At 76.7% G+C, this 17,927-nt stretch carries 17 protein-coding genes; 11 read left to right on the top strand and 6 right to left on the bottom strand.

All coding sequences use genetic code 11. From position 1 onward, the window contains the following. The first annotated feature begins 18 nt into the window (after positions 1–18). Together ACYX4T_RS09690 and ACYX4T_RS09685 are read left to right on the top strand one after the other, a co-directional pair. Positions 19–924: a hypothetical protein gene (locus tag ACYX4T_RS09690; RefSeq protein ID WP_476014326.1), complete on the top strand. Its 906-nt coding sequence runs from the start codon at positions 19–21 to the stop codon at positions 922–924. Between the two features lie 68 nt (positions 925–992). Beyond that, the gene (locus tag ACYX4T_RS09685) at positions 993–2,744 is read left to right on the top strand and encodes a proline--tRNA ligase (RefSeq protein ID WP_476014325.1); all 1,752 of its coding nucleotides are present in this window, start codon (positions 993–995) and stop codon (positions 2,742–2,744) included. Positions 2,745–2,747: 3 nt separating this feature from the next. Here ACYX4T_RS09685 and ACYX4T_RS09680 read toward each other — a convergent pair whose 3' ends face one another. The 3 genes from ACYX4T_RS09680 to ACYX4T_RS09670 form a co-directional block, all read right to left on the bottom strand. After that, positions 2,748–4,046, bottom strand: coding sequence for a hypothetical protein (locus ACYX4T_RS09680; RefSeq protein WP_476014324.1), 1,299 nt, complete (start codon positions 4,044–4,046; stop codon positions 2,748–2,750). A gap of 235 nt (positions 4,047–4,281) precedes the next feature. Beyond that, positions 4,282–5,544, bottom strand: coding sequence for an MFS transporter (locus ACYX4T_RS09675; protein ID WP_476014323.1), 1,263 nt, complete (start codon positions 5,542–5,544; stop codon positions 4,282–4,284). Beyond that, positions 5,541–6,188, bottom strand: coding sequence for an HAD-IA family hydrolase (locus tag ACYX4T_RS09670; protein WP_476015223.1), 648 nt, complete (start codon positions 6,186–6,188; stop codon positions 5,541–5,543). The genes ACYX4T_RS09675 and ACYX4T_RS09670 overlap by 4 nt, the downstream gene beginning before the upstream one ends. A 62-nt stretch (positions 6,189–6,250) precedes the next feature. On the opposite strand from ACYX4T_RS09670, the gene ACYX4T_RS09665 reads away from it, so the two are divergent. Then, the gene (locus ACYX4T_RS09665; protein ID WP_476014322.1) at positions 6,251–7,438 is read left to right on the top strand and encodes an ROK family transcriptional regulator; all 1,188 of its coding nucleotides are present in this window, start codon (positions 6,251–6,253) and stop codon (positions 7,436–7,438) included. Here ACYX4T_RS09665 and ACYX4T_RS09660 read toward each other — a convergent pair. Further along, positions 7,435–7,845 carry a secondary thiamine-phosphate synthase enzyme YjbQ gene (locus ACYX4T_RS09660; protein ID WP_476014321.1) on the bottom strand — a complete coding sequence of 137 codons (411 nt, stop codon included), beginning with the start codon at positions 7,843–7,845 and terminating at the stop codon, positions 7,435–7,437. The two genes, ACYX4T_RS09665 and ACYX4T_RS09660, sit on opposite strands and share 4 nt — an antisense overlap. A 79-nt stretch (positions 7,846–7,924) precedes the next feature. On the opposite strand from ACYX4T_RS09660, the gene ACYX4T_RS09655 reads away from it, so the two are divergent. Both ACYX4T_RS09655 and ACYX4T_RS09650 read left to right on the top strand, forming a co-directional pair. Further along, a complete protein-coding gene (locus tag ACYX4T_RS09655) occupies positions 7,925–8,707 on the top strand; it encodes an SDR family NAD(P)-dependent oxidoreductase (protein ID WP_476014320.1) in 783 nt (260 codons plus the stop codon). 81 nt (positions 8,708–8,788) lie between these two features. Then, on the top strand, positions 8,789–10,243 hold the full coding sequence (locus ACYX4T_RS09650; RefSeq protein WP_476014319.1) for a hypothetical protein: 1,455 nt from the start codon (positions 8,789–8,791) through the stop codon (positions 10,241–10,243). A gap of 12 nt (positions 10,244–10,255) precedes the next feature. Here ACYX4T_RS09650 and ACYX4T_RS09645 read toward each other — a convergent pair whose 3' ends face one another. Then, on the bottom strand, positions 10,256–10,741 hold the full coding sequence (locus ACYX4T_RS09645) for a DUF4439 domain-containing protein (protein ID WP_476014318.1): 486 nt from the start codon (positions 10,739–10,741) through the stop codon (positions 10,256–10,258). Beyond that, positions 10,738–11,244, bottom strand: a complete 507-nt coding sequence (locus ACYX4T_RS09640) for a hypothetical protein (RefSeq protein WP_476014317.1) — start codon at positions 11,242–11,244, stop codon at positions 10,738–10,740. Before ACYX4T_RS09640 ends, ACYX4T_RS09645 begins: the two co-directional genes overlap by 4 nt. Before the next feature lie 264 nt (positions 11,245–11,508). On the opposite strand from ACYX4T_RS09640, the gene rimP reads away from it, so the two are divergent. The 6 genes from rimP to rbfA all read left to right on the top strand — a co-directional run bounded on the left by rimP (position 11,509) and on the right by rbfA (position 17,919). Then, the gene (rimP, locus tag ACYX4T_RS09635; RefSeq protein ID WP_476014316.1) at positions 11,509–12,201 is read left to right on the top strand and encodes a ribosome maturation factor RimP; all 693 of its coding nucleotides are present in this window, start codon (positions 11,509–11,511) and stop codon (positions 12,199–12,201) included. Continuing rightward, positions 12,198–13,301 carry a transcription termination factor NusA gene (gene nusA, locus ACYX4T_RS09630; protein WP_476014315.1) on the top strand — a complete coding sequence of 368 codons (1,104 nt, stop codon included), beginning with the start codon at positions 12,198–12,200 and terminating at the stop codon, positions 13,299–13,301. The genes rimP and nusA overlap by 4 nt, the downstream gene beginning before the upstream one ends. A gap of 3 nt (positions 13,302–13,304) precedes the next feature. Further along, positions 13,305–13,712 carry a YlxR family protein gene (locus ACYX4T_RS09625; protein ID WP_476014314.1) on the top strand — a complete coding sequence of 136 codons (408 nt, stop codon included), beginning with the start codon at positions 13,305–13,307 and terminating at the stop codon, positions 13,710–13,712. A 61-nt stretch (positions 13,713–13,773) separates the two neighbouring features. Next, entirely contained in the window at positions 13,774–17,019 is a 3,246-nt protein-coding gene (gene infB / locus ACYX4T_RS09620) for a translation initiation factor IF-2 (protein WP_476014313.1), read from the top strand. A 27-nt stretch (positions 17,020–17,046) separates the two neighbouring features. After that, complete coding sequence (locus tag ACYX4T_RS09615; protein WP_476014312.1) at positions 17,047–17,343, top strand: DUF503 domain-containing protein; 297 nt, start codon at positions 17,047–17,049, stop codon at positions 17,341–17,343. Between the two features lie 27 nt (positions 17,344–17,370). Further along, positions 17,371–17,919, top strand: coding sequence for a 30S ribosome-binding factor RbfA (gene rbfA, locus ACYX4T_RS09610; protein ID WP_476014311.1), 549 nt, complete (start codon positions 17,371–17,373; stop codon positions 17,917–17,919). Positions 17,920–17,927: the final 8 nt, after the last annotated feature.

The raw sequence follows: 17,927 nt of genomic DNA, 5'->3' as shown, positions 1-17,927 counted from the left end.
GCGGAGGGGAGGTGGCACGTGGCGGTGGGCACCCGGTGGTGGCGCCGGACCGAGGCCGAGATGGGCGCCGACGTCTGGGGCGGTCCCGACGAGGTGACGCTCGCGCCCGAGCCCCGCGTGTCGGTCGACGACGCCGCGGCGGTCGCCCGCGAGGACGCCGAGCGTGAGGCGCGCGAGAAGGCCGAGCATGAGGCGCGCGAGCAGGCCGAACGCGAAGCCCGCGAGCAGGCCGAACGCGAAGCCCGCGAGCAGGCCGAACGCGAAGCCCGCGAGCAGGCCGAACGCCAGGCCCGCGAGCAGGCCGAACGCGAAGCCCGCGAGCAGGCCGAACGCGAGGCCCGCGAGCAGGCCGAACGCGAAGCCCGCGAACAGGCCGAACGCGAAGCCCGCGAACAGGCCGAACGCGAAGCCCGCGAACAGGCCGAACGCGAAGCCCGCGAACAGGCCGAACGCGAAGCCCGCGAGCAGGCCGAACGCGAAGCCCGCGAGCAGGCCGAACGCGAGGCCCGCGAGCAGGCCGAACGCCAGGCGCGGGAAGACGCCGAGCGCCGGGCCCGCGAGCAGGCCCAGCGTGACGCGCGGGAGCAGGCCGAGCGCCGGGCCCGCGAGTTCGCCGAGCGTCGTTTCCGCGAGCAGGTGGAGCGCCGGGCCCGGGAGCAGGCGGAACGGGAGGCCCGGGAGCAGGCCGCCCGCGAGGAGCGGGTGTCGACGCTGCCGGGCGAGAGGGTGGCGCCGGGCGTGGCCCGGGACGCGGCGAGCCGGGAGGCCGCGGCGCGGGAGGCCGCGCGGGCCGACCGGAAGCGTCGTCGCCGTCGCGTGCTCCTGATCTTCCTCGTCGCCGCGCTGGCCGTGGCCGCCGTCTGGATCATCCCGTGGCTCGTCGGGCTGGCGATCGACCTGGTGAGCGTGGTGGTCGGCGCCTAGCGCCGGGCGAGCACAGGACGGCGCAGGTCCGGCGCAACCCCCTTCCGGGACGTCGTTACGCTCGGAACATGGCACGAGGGGTCACGCGGATGTCCGGGCTGTTCCTGCGCACGCTGCGCGAGGACCCGGCCGACGCCGAGGTGATCAGCCACAAGCTGCTCGTCCGCGCGGGCTACGTCCGGCGCGTGGCGCCGGGCATCTACTCGTGGCTGCCGCTGGGCATGAAGGTGCTGCGGCGCGTCGAGGAGATCATCCGTGACGAGATGGACGCGATCGGCGGCCAGGAGGTGCACTTCCCGGCGCTGCTGCCCCGCGAGCCCTACGAGGCGACGGGCCGGTGGACGGAGTACGGCGACACCCTCTTCCGGCTCAAGGACCGCAAGAAGGCGGACTACCTGCTCGGGCCGACGCACGAGGAGCTGTTCACCCTCATGGTCAAGGGGGAGACCAGCTCGTACCGCGACTTCCCGATCACGCTCTACCAGGTCCAGACGAAGTACCGCGACGAGGAGCGCCCCCGCGCGGGCATCCTGCGGGGCCGCGAGTTCACGATGAAGGACTCGTACTCGTTCGACCTCACCGACGAGGGCCTGGCCGAGTCGTACGCGCAGCACCGCGCGGCGTACCAGCGGATCTTCGCCCGGCTCGGGCTCGACGTGCAGATCGTGTCGGCGATGTCGGGCGCGATGGGCGGCTCGGCGTCGGAGGAGTTCCTGGCGCCCTGCGAGGCCGGCGAGGACACCTACGTGCGCTGCCCCGCGACGGGCTTCGCCGCCAACGTCGAGGCCGTGACGACGCCGGCGCCGCCCGAGCAGTCGATCGCGGCCAAGCCCGAGGCGGTCGTGTACGACACCCCGGACACGCCGACCATCGAGACGCTCGTCGACCACGTCAACACCCTCGGGCTGGGCCGCACGTTCACCGCGGCGGACACGCTCAAGAACGTCATGGTCAAGACCCGCCTGCCCGGCGCGGCGGAGTGGACGCTGCTCGGGGTGGGCGTGCCCGGCGACCGCGAGGTCGACATGAAGCGCCTCGAGGCCGCGGTCTCGCCCGCCGAGGTGGCCCTGCTCGAGGACGCCGACTTCGCCGCGAACCCGTTCCTCACCAAGGGCTACATCGGCCCTGTCGGGCTCGCGAAGAACGGCGTGCGCTACCTCGTCGACCCCCGCATCGTCACCGGCACCGCCTGGGTCACCGGCGCCGACGAGCACGGCCGCCACGTCGTCGACCTCGTCGCCGGCCGCGACTTCACCCCGGACGGCACGATCGAGGCCGCCGAGGTCCGCGAGGGCGACCCCTCGCCCGACGGCGGCGGCCCGCTGGTCGCCGCGCGCGGCATCGAGATGGGCCACATCTTCCAGCTCGGGCGCAAGTACGCGGAGGCGCTGGGGCTCAGCGCCCTCGGTGCCGACGGCAAGCCCGCGACGGTGACGATGGGCTCGTACGGCGTCGGGGTGACCCGGGCGGTCGCGGCGATCACCGAGCAGCACGCGGACGCCAAGGGCCTGGTGTGGCCCGCCGAGGTCGCGCCCTACGCGGTGCACGTCGTCATCGCCGGCAAGGACCCCGCCCAGGCCGAGGCGGCCGACCGGATCGCGGCCGGGCTGGCCGACGCCGGCCTCGACGTCCTGCTCGACGACCGCAAGGCCTCACCCGGCGTGAAGTTCGCCGACGCCGAGCTGCTCGGGATGCCGACGACCCTCACCGTCGGGCGGGGGCTGGCGACCGGCGTCGTCGAGGTCACCGACCGGGCGTCGGGGCAGCGTCGCGAGGTCCCCGTCGACGACGTCGTCGCGGAGCTCGCCGGGCGGGCCTGACGCTCAGCAGCGGGGAGCTCCCGGCGGGACCAGCGGCCGGAAGAGCGCGATCCGCTCGGCCGTCGTCGGCCCCGGCGGGAGCGGTCCCACGGTGCGCGGCGCCGCCGTGCCGTCGAGGACGGTGACCACGGCACCGGGGTGCGCCCGCAGGAAGCGCTCCACCTCGAACCGCAGCGTCCGGGTCCCGCTCGGCAGCACGGTGAGCGCCTGGTCCTGGTAGCCGAACACCCGGACGGACTCCGGCACGACGAGGCTGTTCCAGGCGCCGGGCTCGGTCCGCAGGCCGCTGAACATCTCGAAGGACGTGTCGGTCTTGAGCCCGAGGTAGGGCGCGAGCCCGTTGAGCACCAGCACCGCGGCCCCGGCGGCCAGGACCGGGGTCAGGCGCGAGCGCCCGGGCGCCCCGCGACGGGTCGCGATCACCAGAGCCGCCCCCGCGCCCGTAAGCGCGAGCGCGACGACCTGGGCGAGCACCCGGACCGTCGGGGACACCGCCGCCGACGGGACCCCGCTCAGGCCCGGAGCGTCCTGGGACGGTCCGGCGAGCGCGCCGACCAGCCAGACCCCGATCACGACGGCCGGGAGGGCGCCGAGCCACCCGCGCGGGACGCGGGCGCACGCGGCGCGGAGACGCTCGCCGGCGCCCGTCGGGAGGAACGCGACGTAGAGGGCCAGCGCGACACCGGTGAACGGCACGTTGCCGGACACCGCGAGCACGGCGTGGAAGCCGAGGCCGAGGAGGAGCCCGGCCGGGCGGGTCCGGGGGACGGCGAGCAGGACCGCGAGCGCTGCCTCGACGACCGCGGTGCCCACCGGGGCGAGGGCGGTGACGGCGGCGGGCGCGGCCGCCCCGAGCAGTCCGAGGACCATCGGCGTGGCGCAGCTCGTGGCCGGGTCCAGGAACGTGGCGTTGAGCTTCGCGAGCGCGGCGAACGCGTACACGACGACCAGCGCGACGCGCAGGAAGGGCGCGACGACGGCGAACACCTCGCCGGGTGCGGGGAGCCGGCGCTCGCGCAGGGCCGACGAGGCGATCGACGCCAGCACCGTTCCCGCCACGATCAGCAGCAGCAGGCGGTGGGTCCCGACGACGGGGAGGTCGCGGGCCACGGCGACGACCTCGACGCCGAACATGGCCGCCAGGGCACCCACCGAGCGGGGCCGGCACAGCACCACGACCGCGGAGGCCACGACCAGGGCGTGCAGCGAGGCCACCTCGAAGCCGCCCCACCACAGCTGGTCGAGGATCAGCGCCGCGGCGAACGTCGCCGCGAAGGCCCCGAACAGCCAGTCGCGGTCCACGGCCGCGTCCGGCGGCGCGACAGGTCTTCGCACACCGCCGGAGGGACCCACGGCCCGCAGGCTACGGCCGTCCCGGCACGACCGACCCGACGCGACGGTTGGTGAGCCTCGTCGGTGGCGAGCGTGGCTCGCTCGCCTCGACGTCGACACCGGTCCGGCCACTCCCCCTCCCGCACAGCGCGGTGACCGGCTGCTGTCGCTCGCTGAGCGAGCGATATCAGCCAGTGACCAGCACCTATCGGGCCGCCGTGCGGCGCTCCAGCCCGACCGACACCGCCAGCACGACGAGGCCGATCAGCGGCAGCGCGGCGCCGACGGCGGCGGGGGCGTCGTAGCCGAGGCCCGCGGCGAGCACGAGCCCGCCGATCGCGGCGCCGACGGCGTTGGCGACGTTGAAGGCGGAGTGGAAGCTCGCGGCGGCCAGCGACGGGCCCTCGGCGGCGAAGTCGATGAGCCGCCCCATGAGGGCCGGTCCGGCCGACATCCCGACGAAGCCCAGCGCGAAGAGGCCGATCGTCGCGGCGACCGCGTCGTGCGCGGCGAACACGAACCCGACCAGCACCGCCGAGTACACCACCAGCGCGACCGCGATCGTCGCCCGCGGCGCCCGCTCGGCGAACCGCCCGCCGGCGACGTTGCCGACGGTCATGCCGACCCCGAGGGCGCCGAGCATGAGCGGGACGGTCGTCGCCGACACCTCCGCCTGGGTGGTGAGGATCGGGTTGATGTAGCTGTAGACAGCGAAGAGCCCGCCGAAGCCGGCGGCGATGACGCCCAGCGTGAGCCAGACCTGCGGGCGCCGCAGGGCCGTGAGCTCGCCGGCGATGCTGCCACCCCCGGCCTCCCGGGGGTTCGGCACGAGCGTGACGACGGCGAGCACGGTGACCAGCGCGATCGCGGTGACCGCGACGTAGGCGCTGCGCCAGCCCAGGGTCTCGCCGAGCCAGGTCGCGGCGGGCACGCCGACGATGTTGGCGATCGTCAGCCCGAGCATCACCGTCGCCAGCGCGCGGGCGCGGCGCTCCGGTGGCACGAGCGCGGCACCGAGGACGGCGGCGGTGCCGAAGTAGGCGCCGTGGGGCAGGCCGGCGAGGAAGCGCAGGCCCACGAACGGGACGAACGACGGCGCGATCGCCGAGAGCGCGTTCGCCACGACCAGGAACACGGCCAGGGCGACGACCAGCTGCTTGCGGGGCCACCGCGCGCCGAGCAGGGCGATCAGCGGCGCGCCGACGACCACGCCGAGGGCGTAGGCGCTGATGGCCGCGCCGGCCGCGGGCACCGACACGCCCAGGTCGGCGGCGAAGCCGGGCAGCACGCCCATGCTCGCGAACTCGGTGGTGCCGATGGCCAGGCCGCCCAGGGACAGGGCGGCGAGGCTGACCCCGGCGGGGACGCGCGAGGAGCGGGCGGGGGCCTGCTGCGGGGCCTGCTGAGCGGGATGCTGCGGGGCCGGCGGGGCGGTCTCCGGAGCGTCGGTCGAGGTCGGCGGGGTCACACGGTCACCTCCTGGGCGAGCAGGGCCGGGATGTCGTGCAGGGTGGCGACGGCGAGGTCGGCGGGCTGGCCGCGCAGGCCGGCGACGACCGCACCCGCGGCGCGGCCGGCGGCGACGCCCACGGCGGAGTCCTCGACGACGAGGCAGTCGGCGACGTCGACGCCGAGGAAGTCCGCGGCGCGCAGGTAGCCCTCGGGGTCGGGCTTGCCCCGCGCGACCATGTCGCGGGGCACCAGGACGGGGTACTCGAGGCCGGCGGCGCCGAGGCGGGCGCGGGCGAGGCGGGTATCGGCGCTCGTGACGACCGCCCAGGGCGTCAGGGTCTCCTCGAGCAGTGCCACGAGCTCGTGCGCGCCCGGCGCGGCGACGACGTCGGCGAGGTCGACGTACTCGTGCTCGAGGTGGTCGCGGGTCGCGGCGGCGACGAGGGCCTCGTCGAGGTCCGGGCGCACGCGGCGCACGGTGGCCTCGGCGGGGTGCCCGGTCATCACGGCGAGGACGGCGGCGGGGTCGGCGCCCCAGCGACGCGCCCAGGTGCGCCAGGAGCGCTCGACGGCGGCGTCGGAGTCGACGAGGGTGCCGTCCATGTCCAGCAGCACGGCGGCGAACCGGTTCGTCGTCCGGTGGGGCGCCTCGGCGGGCATCACCACGGCGGGTCCTCTCGGGGAGCGTTGAATATTCTCGCTCTCCGAGCATAATCGGGGGCATGACCGCGTCAACGGAGACGGGACGTGAGCCCGGTCGCGCCCGCGTCGACCGCTGGCGTACCAGTGCCGAGGTCCTCGCGGAGGTCCGGCGCACCCCGGGGCTGACCCGTGTCGAGCTCGCCCGCCGGCTCGCGCTGTCGAGCGCGTCGGTCACCGAGACGGTCACACGGCTGCGGGGGACGGGCTGGGTATGCGAGCACCGCGCGCCGGTGTCGGGCCGCGGCCGACCCACCACCACGCTCGAGCCCGCCCCTGACGGCCCCCGGGTGGTCACGGTGGACCTGCGGCACGAGGACTGGCGGGTGGGTCTGGCCGGGCTCGACGGTGAGGTCACCGGCGTCGTCGGCGCCCGCCACGACCGCGACCCCGCCCGGGTCACCGCCGCGCTGCGCGGCGCCGTCACCTCGGTCGCCGGGGGCCACCGCGCCGTCGCGGTCGGGCTCGCCGCGCCGGCGCCGGTGTCCGGCGACGGCCTGGTGCGCGCCACGGAGCTGTCGTGGGAGGCGGTCGACCTGGGCTCGGTCACGGCCTGCCTCGGGCCGGGACCGGTCCCGCTGCGCGTCGGCAACGACGCCACGCTCGCCGGGGTCGCCGAGGCCCGCACGGGCGCGGCCGCGGGGGCGGCGACGGCGGTCTACCTGACCGTCGAGGTCGGGCTCGGCGGGACGCTGCTGCTCGACGGACACCCGCACCTGGGCGCGCGCGGCGCGGCGGGGGAGTACGGGCACCTGCCCTTCGGCGACCCGGCGCGCCGCTGCGCCTGCGGGGCCGCCGGCTGCTGGGGTCCCGAGGTCGACGGACGCGCCCTGGCCCGCCGGCTCGGCGACCCCGCTCCCGACGACCCGCGCTCCTACGCCGAGGGCGTCCTCGCGCGGGCGGCGGGCGGGGACGCGGCGGCGGCCGACGCGGTCGGGGTGGCCGCGGCGGCGCTCGCGCGGGGCGTCGCCGGCGTCGTCCACGTCCACGACCCGGACGTCGTCGTGCTCGGCGGCCTCGCCCGCGGGCTGCGGGCCGCGCCGGGCTTCGACGACGCCTACACCGGCGCGCTCATGGCCTTCCGCCGCGACCACCCGGTGCCCGTGCTCGACGCGGTGCACGGCGACGACGGCGCCCTGCACGGCGCCGCCGCGCTCGCCCTCGACCACGCGACCAGCGCCGAGGGCCTCGCCGAGCGCTGCGGCGACTAACCCGCGAGCAGGCTCAGGCGGACCCGGCGGGCGGGGTTGTCGCCGTTGGTGTCGACCAGGCACACCGACTGCCAGGTGCCCAGCGTCATCGTCCCGCCGAGCACCGGCACCGACATCGACGGCGCCACGAGCGCGGGCAGCACGTGGTCGCGGCCGTGGCCCGCCGAGCCGTGGCGGTGCGACCAGCGGTCGTCGGCGGGCAGGATCTCGCGGAGCTGCGCGAGCAGGTCGTGGTCGCTGCCCGCGCCGGTCTCGATGATCGCCACCCCGGCCGTCGCGTGCGGCACGAACACGTGGAGCAGCCCGTCGTGCGACCCCGCGCCCTCGACGAAGCGGCGGCATTCTGCGGTGATGTCGCGGACGGTCTCCCGGTCGCCGGTGCGGACCTCGATCTCCTCGCTGTACACGGGCGACCAGGGTAGGCGCCGGGCGCGGCGACGGACGGTCCAGAATGCCGCCGTGCACCCGGACTCCGGACAAGGACGTGTGGCTGTCGCGGTCGTGACCGGCGCGGGCCGCGGGATCGGCGCCGGCCTGGCCGCCGCGCTCTCGGCGCGCGGCCACCACCTCGTCGTCACCGACGTCGACGCCGACGCCGCGCGGGCCACCGCCGAGGCCCTCGACGGGCCCGCGACGGCCATGCCCCTCGACGTGCGCGACGCCTCGGCGCACCGCGCGGTCGCGCTGGCCGCCGCGGACCTCGGCGACGTCACCGTCTGGGTGAACAACGCCGGGGTGCTGTCGACGGCGCCGGCCTGGGAGGCCTCCGACGAGGACGTCGCCTCGACCTTCGAGATCAACACCATCGGCCTGGTCAACGGGTGCCGGGCGGCGGTGTCGGTCATGCGCCGCGGCGACGTGCTCAACGTCGTCTCGCTCTCGGGCCTCGGCCCGACGCCCGGGTTCGCGACCTACGGCGCCAGCAAGGCCGCCGCGCTGAGCTACTCGCAGGCGCTGGACATCGAGCTCGCCGCGGCGCGCCGCCCCCTGCGCGTGCGGGCGCTGTGCCCCGACGTCGTGGACACCTCGCTGGTCAGCAACGTCGCCCATCGGCCGAGCGCGGCCCTGCTGTTCACCGGCACGCGGCTGCTGTCGGTGGACGAGGTCGTCGACGCGGGCATGGCGATGCTCGGGTCGCGGCGGGCGTTGCGTACCGTGCCCGGCTGGCGCGCGGCCCTGCAGCGCACTTCGGCGGCGCTGCCGGGGCTGGCACGGGTCGCCGTCCCGTTCGTCGCGCGGCTGGGCGAGCGGCGGCGGTTGTCCCGCTGAGTCCGGCGGGGGTCGTGATCGGATCGTGACCCTCTCGGCTACGTTGAGCGCGGTCCATGTCCCCCGAACGTGGAGGATCGGATGCTGGTCCTGGCCCCCGATCCCCGCCTCGGTATCGCTCCGGAGCGGGTGGCGCGGGCGCGCGCCCTGCTCGAGGAGGCGGAGCGGGCCGCCCCGGTGCCCGGCGTCGCCGTGGCGCTGCCGGGCGGACCCGACGGCCCCCTCGACGCGCTCGTGGTGCGCCCCGACGGCGTCCTCGGCCTCGCCCCGCTGCCCGCGGGCGAGCGCGAGGCCGCGCGCGAGTCGGTCGTCGCGGGCGGGGGCCGCGGCCCCGACACCCCGCCGACCGGCCTCTCCCGCACCGGCGGGCCGACGGCCGCCCAGGTCGCCGACGAGCTCGACCGCCTGCTCGGCCTGCCCGACCCGCCCTGCGGGGCGCCCCGACGGATCCTCCCGACCGTCGGCGAGGAGGAGGAGAGCGGCGTCGCCGCCAGCCGGGGGGCGCTGACCGCGCCCGTCGGCTCCTTCCGCGTCCTCGACGTCGACGACCTGCGCCGCCTGCTCGTCGCCTTCCGGCTCGGCGACCACCTGCCCGGGGACGACCGCCTCGCCGAGGCCGGCTTCCTCGCCCCCGAGACACCCGTCCTGCACGCCGGCGCCGCGCCCGAGACGACGCCGGTGCCCGCCCAGGTGGCGCCCGGGACGGACGCCCCGAGCGCCTCGAGCCCCTCGAGCTCCTCGGGCCCATCGGGCTCCGTGCCCCCCGACGGACGCCCCTCGCTGCCACGCACCGGCCGGCTGCCGGTCGACGACCCTTCCCCGCCCACCCCGGCGTCCACCCCGGCGTCCATCCCGGCCTCCACCCCGGGCTCCTCCGGCCCGCGCGCGGCGGGCGGCATCGGGAGCCTCGCGCGCGCCGGCCGGGCCGCCCGGGCCGCGCGCTCCGCCGGCGGGCGCTCCGGGCGCCGGATGCCCGAGTGGGTCTGGGGCTGGCGGGGGCTGACCGTCGCCGCCGTCGCGGCCTTCCTCGTCGCCCTGGCCCTCGCGGTCCTCGTCGGGCGGGCGGCGACCGGCGGCGACCCGTTCGCCGACCCCGCCGCGACCCGCGTCGTCGACGGCGTCACTTTCACCCGCCAGGTGGCGACCACCGACGTCTCCTGCGAGGGCCACGCCTACGGCCAGGCCGCCAACTTCCTGCGCGAGCGCGGGTGCCTGCACCTCGACCGGTCCCTGTGGTCCGGGTTCGCCGAGGGGCAGGAGGTGGTCGTGGCCGTCGCGACCGTGCAGATGCCCGACACGACCACCGCGACCGCGTTCCGCTCGCTGGTCGACAGCAACGGCACCGGGAACGTCTCCGACCTCATCCGCGAGCAGCGCGGCTACCCGGGCGCCCCGCCGGCGCTGTCGGGGCAGGGCTACGCGTCGGCGCAGCTCGGCGACCGCGTCGTGGTGTCCGAGGCCGACGGCATCGACCCGGACTTCACCGACGGCGAGGCCCTCGACCGCATCTCCCGCGCGGGATTGGCCCTGCGCTGATCAGGGCGCTGATCAGGTCGCCGAGCCGTCCCCGGGGAAGGCCGGCACGAGCGGGGTCCGGCCGGCCAGGCCGCGCCAGGTGACCGAGGTCGTCGCCGCCGCGGTCAGCGCGTCCAGCGCGAGGCGGCGCAGCTCGCCGCCGGTGTCGGGCTCCGTGCGCTCGGCGACCGCCCGCCACGCGGCGGCCACGTCTTCCTCCGCGACGGCGGCGAGCGCGGCGGCCGAGGCCGCGTCGGTGACCGGCGACGGCGGGCGGTAGGCCGCGGCCGCCGGGGGCGCGGCCTCGCCGGCGCGCGCGAGGAGGGCGACGACGGCGTCGCGGCGCTCCCGGTGGGCCAGCGCGGCGGCCGCGACCGCCGGCGCCGTGCCGGGCGGCAGGAACGCCGACACGAGCCCGTAGACCCACACCGCGGCGTGCTCGGTGCCCAGGGCGGCGAGCACGGCGTCCCGGAGGTCGTCGTCGAGCGGGGGCGGCGCGGGCGCGGGGGAGGGCGTCACCCGAGCACCGCCACGAGGCCGGCGCAGCTCGCCGCGACCGAGATGAGCAGGCCGCAGCGGTACGACGCCGTGGTCAGCGCGACCGCCCCGGCGCCGTCCCGGGCGGAGCCGAGCGAGCCGCGCAGCGCGGCCACCGCGGCGGCGGCGCTCGCCGGGGCGGGGGCGGCCGGGGGCGGGGCGTCGACGGCGGGCGCGCGGTCGGGGCGGGCGCGGCGGATCTCGGCGGCGAGGGCGTCGGCGTGCGCGCGGCGGGCGTCGGCCAGCGGTGTCAGGCGGTCGGCGAGGCCGGGGAAGGCGGCGGCCGCGGCGCTCGCGGCGGCGGCGTCGGCGCGGGCGGCGCCGAGCGGGCCCTCGAGCTCGTCGGGGCCGTCGGGGGCGGCGCAGCCCGCGGCGGACAGTCCCGTGAGGCCCGCGACGCCGGTCAGCGCGATCAGCAGCCCCGCGCCCTGCAGCACCGTGCGTCGCGGCGGGCCGGGGCGGGCTTCCTCGTCGACGGCGACCACGGCCGGCCAGTCTGCCAGCCGCGGGCCGGTCGGCCGGGACGACACCGCCGGGACGACACCGCCGGGACGACACCGCCGGGGCGGGACCACGAGGTCACCCGGGAGCCCGGCGGCGCGGCGGGCCCCGGTCGGCCGAGCGCTAGGCTGGACCACCGCGCGCCGGCATCCCGGCCCGCCCGTCCCGTCCGCTGCGCCCGGTGTCGCCGTCAGAGAATCCTGCGGCGACCGTGCCGCCCGCGGCGGACCCGCTCGTGAGGAGCCCCGTTGTCCCGTGGGACGTCCCCCGCACCCGCCGGTGGGGGCGGTGGTGGTGCCGCCGCCGAGCGCCTGCGCCCGGCCGTCGTCGAGGTCGTCGAGGCGGCCGGCTTCGTGCTCGACGACCTCGAGGTGCGCCCGGCCGGCCGGCGCCAGGTCGTGCGTGTGGTGGTGGACACCGCCGACGTCCCCGGCCCGCACGACCCGCCCGCGCCCGGGCCCGGTCTCGACGCCGTCGCCGGCGTGAGCCGCGAGCTGTCGGCGCTCTTCGACGCGATGGACCAGGACGGCGGCGAGGGGACCCTCGAGGGCGAGTACACGCTCGAGGTGACGACGCCGGGCACGGACCGCCCGCTCACCCGCCCGCACCACTGGCGGCGGGCGTGGTTGCGCAAGGTCGCGGTCACGCGGACCGACGGCGGCACGCTCAGCGCGCGGGTCGGTCCGGTCGGCGCGTCGGAGGAGGGGGCCGACGGCGGGCCGGACGGCGCGACGGTGACCCTGGCCGAGGGCACCCCGAAGGGGCCGGTGCTGCACCGGCTGCCGCTGGCGGACGTACGCCGGGCCGTGGTCGAGGTCGAGTTCAAGCCGGCGCCGCCCGCCGAGGTCGAGGCCCTCGTGGTCGCGGCCGGCGGGGACCCGGACACCCAGCGGGCCCACGACGGGCAGGACGCGCAGGACGGACAGGAGGACCGGTCGTGAAGGTCGACATCGCCGCGCTGCGCGCCATCGAGCGGGACAAGGAGATCCCGTTCGAGACCGTGCTCTCCGCGATCGAGACCGCGCTGCTCACCGCCTACAAGCAGAACGGCGGCGAGAACCCCCGCGCCCGCGTGGAGGTCGACCGCAAGAGCGGCGCCGTCGCCGTCCTCGTGCCCGAGACCGACCAGGACGGCGAGGTCGTCGGGGAATACGACGACACCCCCGAGGGTTTCGGACGTATCGCCGCGTCGACGGCGCGCCAGATCGTGGTGCAGCGCCTCCGCGACGCGGAGCACGAGCGCACCTTCGGCGAGTTCTCCGCCAAGGAGGGCGAGGTCGTCGCCGGCGTCGTCCAGCGCGACGCGCGGGCCAACGCCCGCGGCGTGGTGGTCGTGGAGATCGGCTCGATCGAGGGCGTGCTGCCGGCCGCCGAGCAGGTGCCGGGCGAGCGCTACGAGCACGGGGCCCGCCTCCGCTGCTACGTCGTCGGGGTCAACCGCGGCGCGCGGGGCGTGCAGGTCACGCTCTCGCGGACCCATCCGAACCTGGTGCGCAAGCTGTTCGCGTTCGAGGTCCCGGAGATCGCCGCGGGCCACGTCGAGATCGTCGCGGTGGCCCGGGAGGCCGGGCACCGGACCAAGATCGCGGTGCGGTCGAAGGTCGACGGCCTCGGGGCGAAGGGCGCCTGCATCGGTCCGATGGGGGCGCGGGTGCGCGGCGTCATGAGCGAGCTCAACGGCGAGAAGATCGACATCATCGACTGGGCCGACGACCCCGCCGAGTTCGTGGGCAACGCCCTCTCGCCGTCGAAGGTCGTCTCGGTGACCGTCGTCGACCCCAAGGCCCGCACGGCCCGGGTCGTGGTGCCGGACTTCCAGCTCTCGCTGGCCATCGGCAAGGAGGGCCAGAACGCCCGCCTGGCCGCACGCCTCACGGGCTGGCGCATCGACATCCGCTCGGACGCCGAGGCGATCCCGGAGGAGGACGAGGATGCCGACGGTGCCGAGGGTGTCGATGGCAACGGCGGCAACGGCGGCACCGGCGGCGTGGGTGTGCGCGGTGGCGGGGTCGAGCAGTCGTCGAGCGGCGCGGTAGAGTGACCGGTGGCCCGAACCCGCGAGCCCGGTCGTGGGGTGGCGCCGGAACGTGACCGTCCAGGCGGTCGGGGCCCGGTGCGCACCTGCATCGGCTGTCGTTCGCGGGCCTCGGCGTCGGAACTCCTGCGGGTGGTGGCCGCGGACGGGATCGCCGATCCCGACCCGCGACATCGGAAGCCCGGTCGCGGTGCGTGGGTGCACCCCGACCCGGACTGCCTGACCCGCGCGGAGCGCCGGTCGGCGTTCCCCCGCGCACTGCGCGTCCCGGGGCCGCTCGACACCGGAGCCCTGCGCGCGCTGCTCGATCCGGACTCCGCCGTCACACCCGCCGGGCACGACAGGCGCGACGACCGTCGCGTGCGTACGAGGAAGCAGGTCGACCCCCATGAGCCAGCCGTGAAGCCCTCCCGATGAAGGCGCAGGCGTAGGAGACGAGGTCGCGGGCCCCCCGCTGACCTCGAGGATGAGGAGATCAGTGGCAGGTAAGGCCCGGGTGCACGAGCTCGCCAAGGAGCTCGGCGTCACCAGCAAGCAGGTACTCACCCAGTTGGAGTCCCTCGGCGAGTTCGTCAAGTCGGCGTCCTCGACGGTGGAGGCCCCCGTCGCGCGCAAGCTGCGCGACTCCATGTCCGGCGGCGGCAACGGCTCCGGCCGTCAGCCGCGCCCCGGCGCCACCCCCGGCCCGCGGGCCGGTGGCGCACCCAGGCCCGGTCCGTCGGGCTCGTCCGGCGGTGCCCCGCGCCCCGGGGCGACCCCCGGCCCGCGTCCCGGCCCCGCGCCGGCGGGCGACGGCGGCGGCAGCGGCGGCGGCAGCGGCTCGGCCGGCTCGACCGGTGGCGCCCCGCGTCCCGGTCCGCGCCCCGGCGCCCGTCCGGGCGACCGTCAGGGCCAGTCCGCGCCGGCGGCGGCGTCCGCCGCGTCGGCGCCCGCGGCCCCGGCCGAGCGCACCGAGCGTCCGGAGCGCGACGAGCGTCCGGAGCGCTCCGAGCGGCCCGAGCGGCCCGAGCGGCCCGAGCGGTCGGACCGTCCCGGCGGCCAGACCCCGCAGGGCCCGCGTCCGGGCGGCGACCGTCCGCGCCCCGGTGGCGACCGTGCCCGTCCCGGCGGCATCCCGCGTCCCGGTGGCGAGCGCTCCTCGGAGCGCGGCGGCGACCAGCGCCAGGGCGGCCGTGACGGGCAGGCGCCGCGTCCCGGCCCGCAGCAGCGTCCGGCGGCCGCGCAGGACGGCCAGGCCGCGGCGGCCGCCCAGGGCGGCTCCCCGGCCGGCGATGCGTCGACCGTCGCGCCGCGCCCGTCGGCCCCCAAGCCGGGGCCGAAGACGCCGCGCGTCGGCAACAACCCCTTCGGCGTCGGTTCCGGTGCCCCGCCCCGCCCGCAGCGCCCCCAGCCGGGCCAGCCAGGGCAGGGTGGCCCGCGTCCGCCGCGTGACGGTGACGCCCCGGCGCCGCGCCCGCCGCGCGACGGCGAGCGTCCGGCCGCCGCGGAGCGTCCGCCGCGTCCCGGCGGCACGGGCGGCGGCGGTTCGGCGACGCCGGGCAACATGCCCCCGCGCCCGAACCCCGGCATGATGCCGTCCCGCCCGTCCGGCCCGCCCGGACGCGGTGGGCCCGGTGGCCCCGGCGGCGGCCGTGGCGGCCCCGGCGGCGGTCGTGGCGGCCCCGGTGGCGGCCGTCCCGGTGGCGGCGGCTTCCGTCCCGGTGGCGGCGGCGGTGCCGGCGCGCCCGCGGGCGGCGGCGGCGGGTTCCGCGGTGGCGGCGGTGGCCGTCCCGGCGGTCCCGGTGGCCGTGGTCGTGGCGGCGGTGCCGCGGGTGCCTTCGGGCGTCCCGGCGGTCCCGCGCGTCGTGGGCGCAAGTCGAAGCGGCAGAAGCGCCAGGAGTTCGACAACATGCAGGCGCCGTCGGTCGGCGGCGTCCGCCTGCCGAAGGGCAAGGGCGAGACCGTCCGGCTGCCGCGCGGCGCGTCGCTGACCGACTTCGCGGAGAAGATCGACGCGAACCCGGCCTCGCTGGTCCAGGTGCTGTTCCACCTCGGTGAGATGGTCACCGCGACCCAGTCGGTGTCGGACGACGTGCTCGAGCTGCTCGGCGGCGAGATGAACTACGACGTCCAGGTCGTGTCCCCCGAGGAGGAGGACCGCGAGCTGCTCGAGTCGTTCTCGATCAGCTACGGCTCCGACGAGGGCGGCGAGGAGGACCTCGAGGCCCGCCCGCCGGTCGTCACGGTCATGGGTCACGTCGACCACGGCAAGACGCGCCTCCTCGACACCATCCGCAAGACGCGGGTGGCCGAGGGCGAGGCGGGTGGCATCACCCAGCACATCGGCGCGTACCAGGTCGACACGGAGCTCGAGGGCGTCGACCGGAAGATCACCTTCATCGACACCCCGGGTCACGAGGCGTTCACCGCCATGCGTGCCCGCGGGGCGAAGTCCACGGACATCGCGGTGATCGTGGTCGCGGCCGACGACGGCGTCATGCCCCAGACGATCGAGGCGATCAACCACGCGCAGGCGGCCGACGTGCCGATCGTCGTGGCGGTCAACAAGATCGACAAGGAGGGCGCGAACCCGGACAAGATCCGCCAGCAGCTCACCGAGTACGGGCTCGTGGCCGAGGAGTACGGCGGCGAGACGATGTTCGTCGAGATCTCGGCCCGCGAGAACATCAACATCGAGGGGCTGCTCGAGGCCGTCCTGCTCACCGCGGACGCCTCCCTGGACCTCCGGGCCAACCCGGACATGGAGGCCCAGGGTGTCGCGATCGAGGCGCACCTCGACCGCGGCCGCGGTCCGGTGGCGACGGTGCTGGTCCAGCGCGGCACGCTGCGCGTCGGCGACTCCGTCGTCGCGGGCGACGCGTCGGGCCGCGTCCGGCGGATGCTCGACGAGTTCGGCGAGGACGTGAAGGAGGCGCTGCCCTCCCGCCCGGTGCAGGTCATCGGCTTCACGTCCGTGCCCGGCGCCGGCGACACGTTCCTCGTCGTCGACGAGGACCGCGTGGCCCGGCAGATCGCCGACCGGCGTCGTGCCCGCGAGCGCAACGCGCAGCTCGCGAGCCGCCGCAAGCGCGTCAGCCTCGAGGACCTCGACGCCGCGCTGAAGGAGACCAACGAGCTCAACCTGATCATCAAGGGTGACAACTCGGGGACCGTCGAGGCCCTCGAGGACGCGCTCATGAAGATCGACGTGGGCGAGGAGGTCCAGCTGCGGGTGCTGCACCGCGGTGTCGGTGCGATCACCGAGGGCGACATCAACCTCGCGATCGCCTCCGACGTCATCGTCCTGGGCTTCAACGTCCGGGCCGAGGGCAAGGCCACGGAGCTGGCCACCCGCGAGGGCATCGACATCCGCTACTACTCGGTGATCTACCAGGCGATCGACGAGATCGAGCAGGCCCTCAAGGGCATGCTCAAGCCGATCTACGAGGAGGTCGAGCTCGGCACCGCGGAGGTGCGCGAGGTCTTCCGCTCCTCGCGCGTCGGCACGATCGCCGGCTGCCTGGTCACCGAGGGGATCATCCGGCGCAACGGCAAGGCGCGCCTGGTCCGCGACGGTGCGGTCGTCGCCGAGAACCTCACGGTGAACTCGCTGAAGAGGTTCAAGGACGACGCGACCGAGGTCCGCGACGGCTACGAGTGCGGTCTGACGCTCGGGTCGTTCAACGACATCAAGGTCGACGACAAGATCATGACCTACGAGATGCGGGAGAAGCCGCGCGAGTGAGGTCCCTGATCGCTCGAGGGCGCTGACGTGTACGTCGGCGCCCTCGAGCTCGACCTGCTGCTCGGCGACGTCGGGAGCATCAAGGAGAAGCGCTCCGTGGTGCGCCCGGTCGTCGCCGAGATCCGGAGGAAGTTCGCCGTGTCGGTGGCCGAGGCCGGTCACCTCGACCTCCACCGCCGCGCCCTGATCGGGGTCGCGGCGGTCGCGGCCGATCCCGAGCACGTCACCGACGTGCTCGACCACTGCGAGCGGCTGGTGGCCTCCCACCCGGAGTTCCAGCTGCTCTCCGCGCGGACCCGCTGGTTGGGTCCGCACGACGACTAGCTACTTCGACCGAGGAGGGACCGCGCCATGGCCGACGCGCCACGGGCCCGCAGGCTCGCCAAGCGGATCTCCCAGATCGTCGCCTCGACGCTGGAGCACGAGGTCAAGGACCCGCGCCTGGCGATGGTCACGATCACCGACACCCGCGTGACCGCCGACCTCCGCGAGGCCACGGTCTTCTACACCGTCTACGGCGACGACGCCGAGCGCACCGGGTCGGCGGCCGCGCTGGCCAGCGCGCGCGGCGTGCTGCGCACCGCCGTCGGCCGGCAGACCGGGGTGCGGTTCACGCCCACCCTCGAGTTCGTCCCGGACGCGGTGCCCGAGGGTGCCGCGCGCCTCGACGAGCTGCTCGAGGGCGTCCGGCGCGCCGACGCCGAGGTCGCGACGCTGGCCGTCGGCGCCTCCTACGCCGGCGAGGCGGACCCGTACCGCAAGCCGCGCGAGGAGGACGAGGACGTCCCGGTCGGCGACGGCCTCGACGAGCCTCTCCACAGCACCCTCGACAGCACTCCCGACAGCAGCGACGCGGATCTCCCGGCCGAGCCCGGTCACGGGGCGCGGTCGACGGGCTGACGGCGACT

It is taken from the genome of Actinomycetospora sp. ABD4_176, from assembly GCF_056311855.1.
The sequence above is the reverse complement of the archived record's forward strand: the minus strand, read 5'-3'. Positions and strand labels throughout refer to the sequence as shown.

What these genes read in the sequence shown, in the direction of transcription:
- ACYX4T_RS09685 (WP_476014325.1), top strand. Translation starts at nt 993, where the DNA reads ATGGCACGAGGGGTCACGCGGATGTCCGGGCTGTTCCTGCGCACGCTG.
- ACYX4T_RS09670 (WP_476015223.1), bottom strand. Translation starts at nt 6,188, where the DNA reads ATGCCCGCCGAGGCGCCCCACCGGACGACGAACCGGTTCGCCGCCGTG.
- ACYX4T_RS09665 (WP_476014322.1), top strand. Translation starts at nt 6,251, where the DNA reads ATGACCGCGTCAACGGAGACGGGACGTGAGCCCGGTCGCGCCCGCGTC.
- ACYX4T_RS09650 (WP_476014319.1), top strand. Translation starts at nt 8,789, where the DNA reads ATGCTGGTCCTGGCCCCCGATCCCCGCCTCGGTATCGCTCCGGAGCGG.
- rbfA (WP_476014311.1), top strand. Translation starts at nt 17,371, where the DNA reads ATGGCCGACGCGCCACGGGCCCGCAGGCTCGCCAAGCGGATCTCCCAG.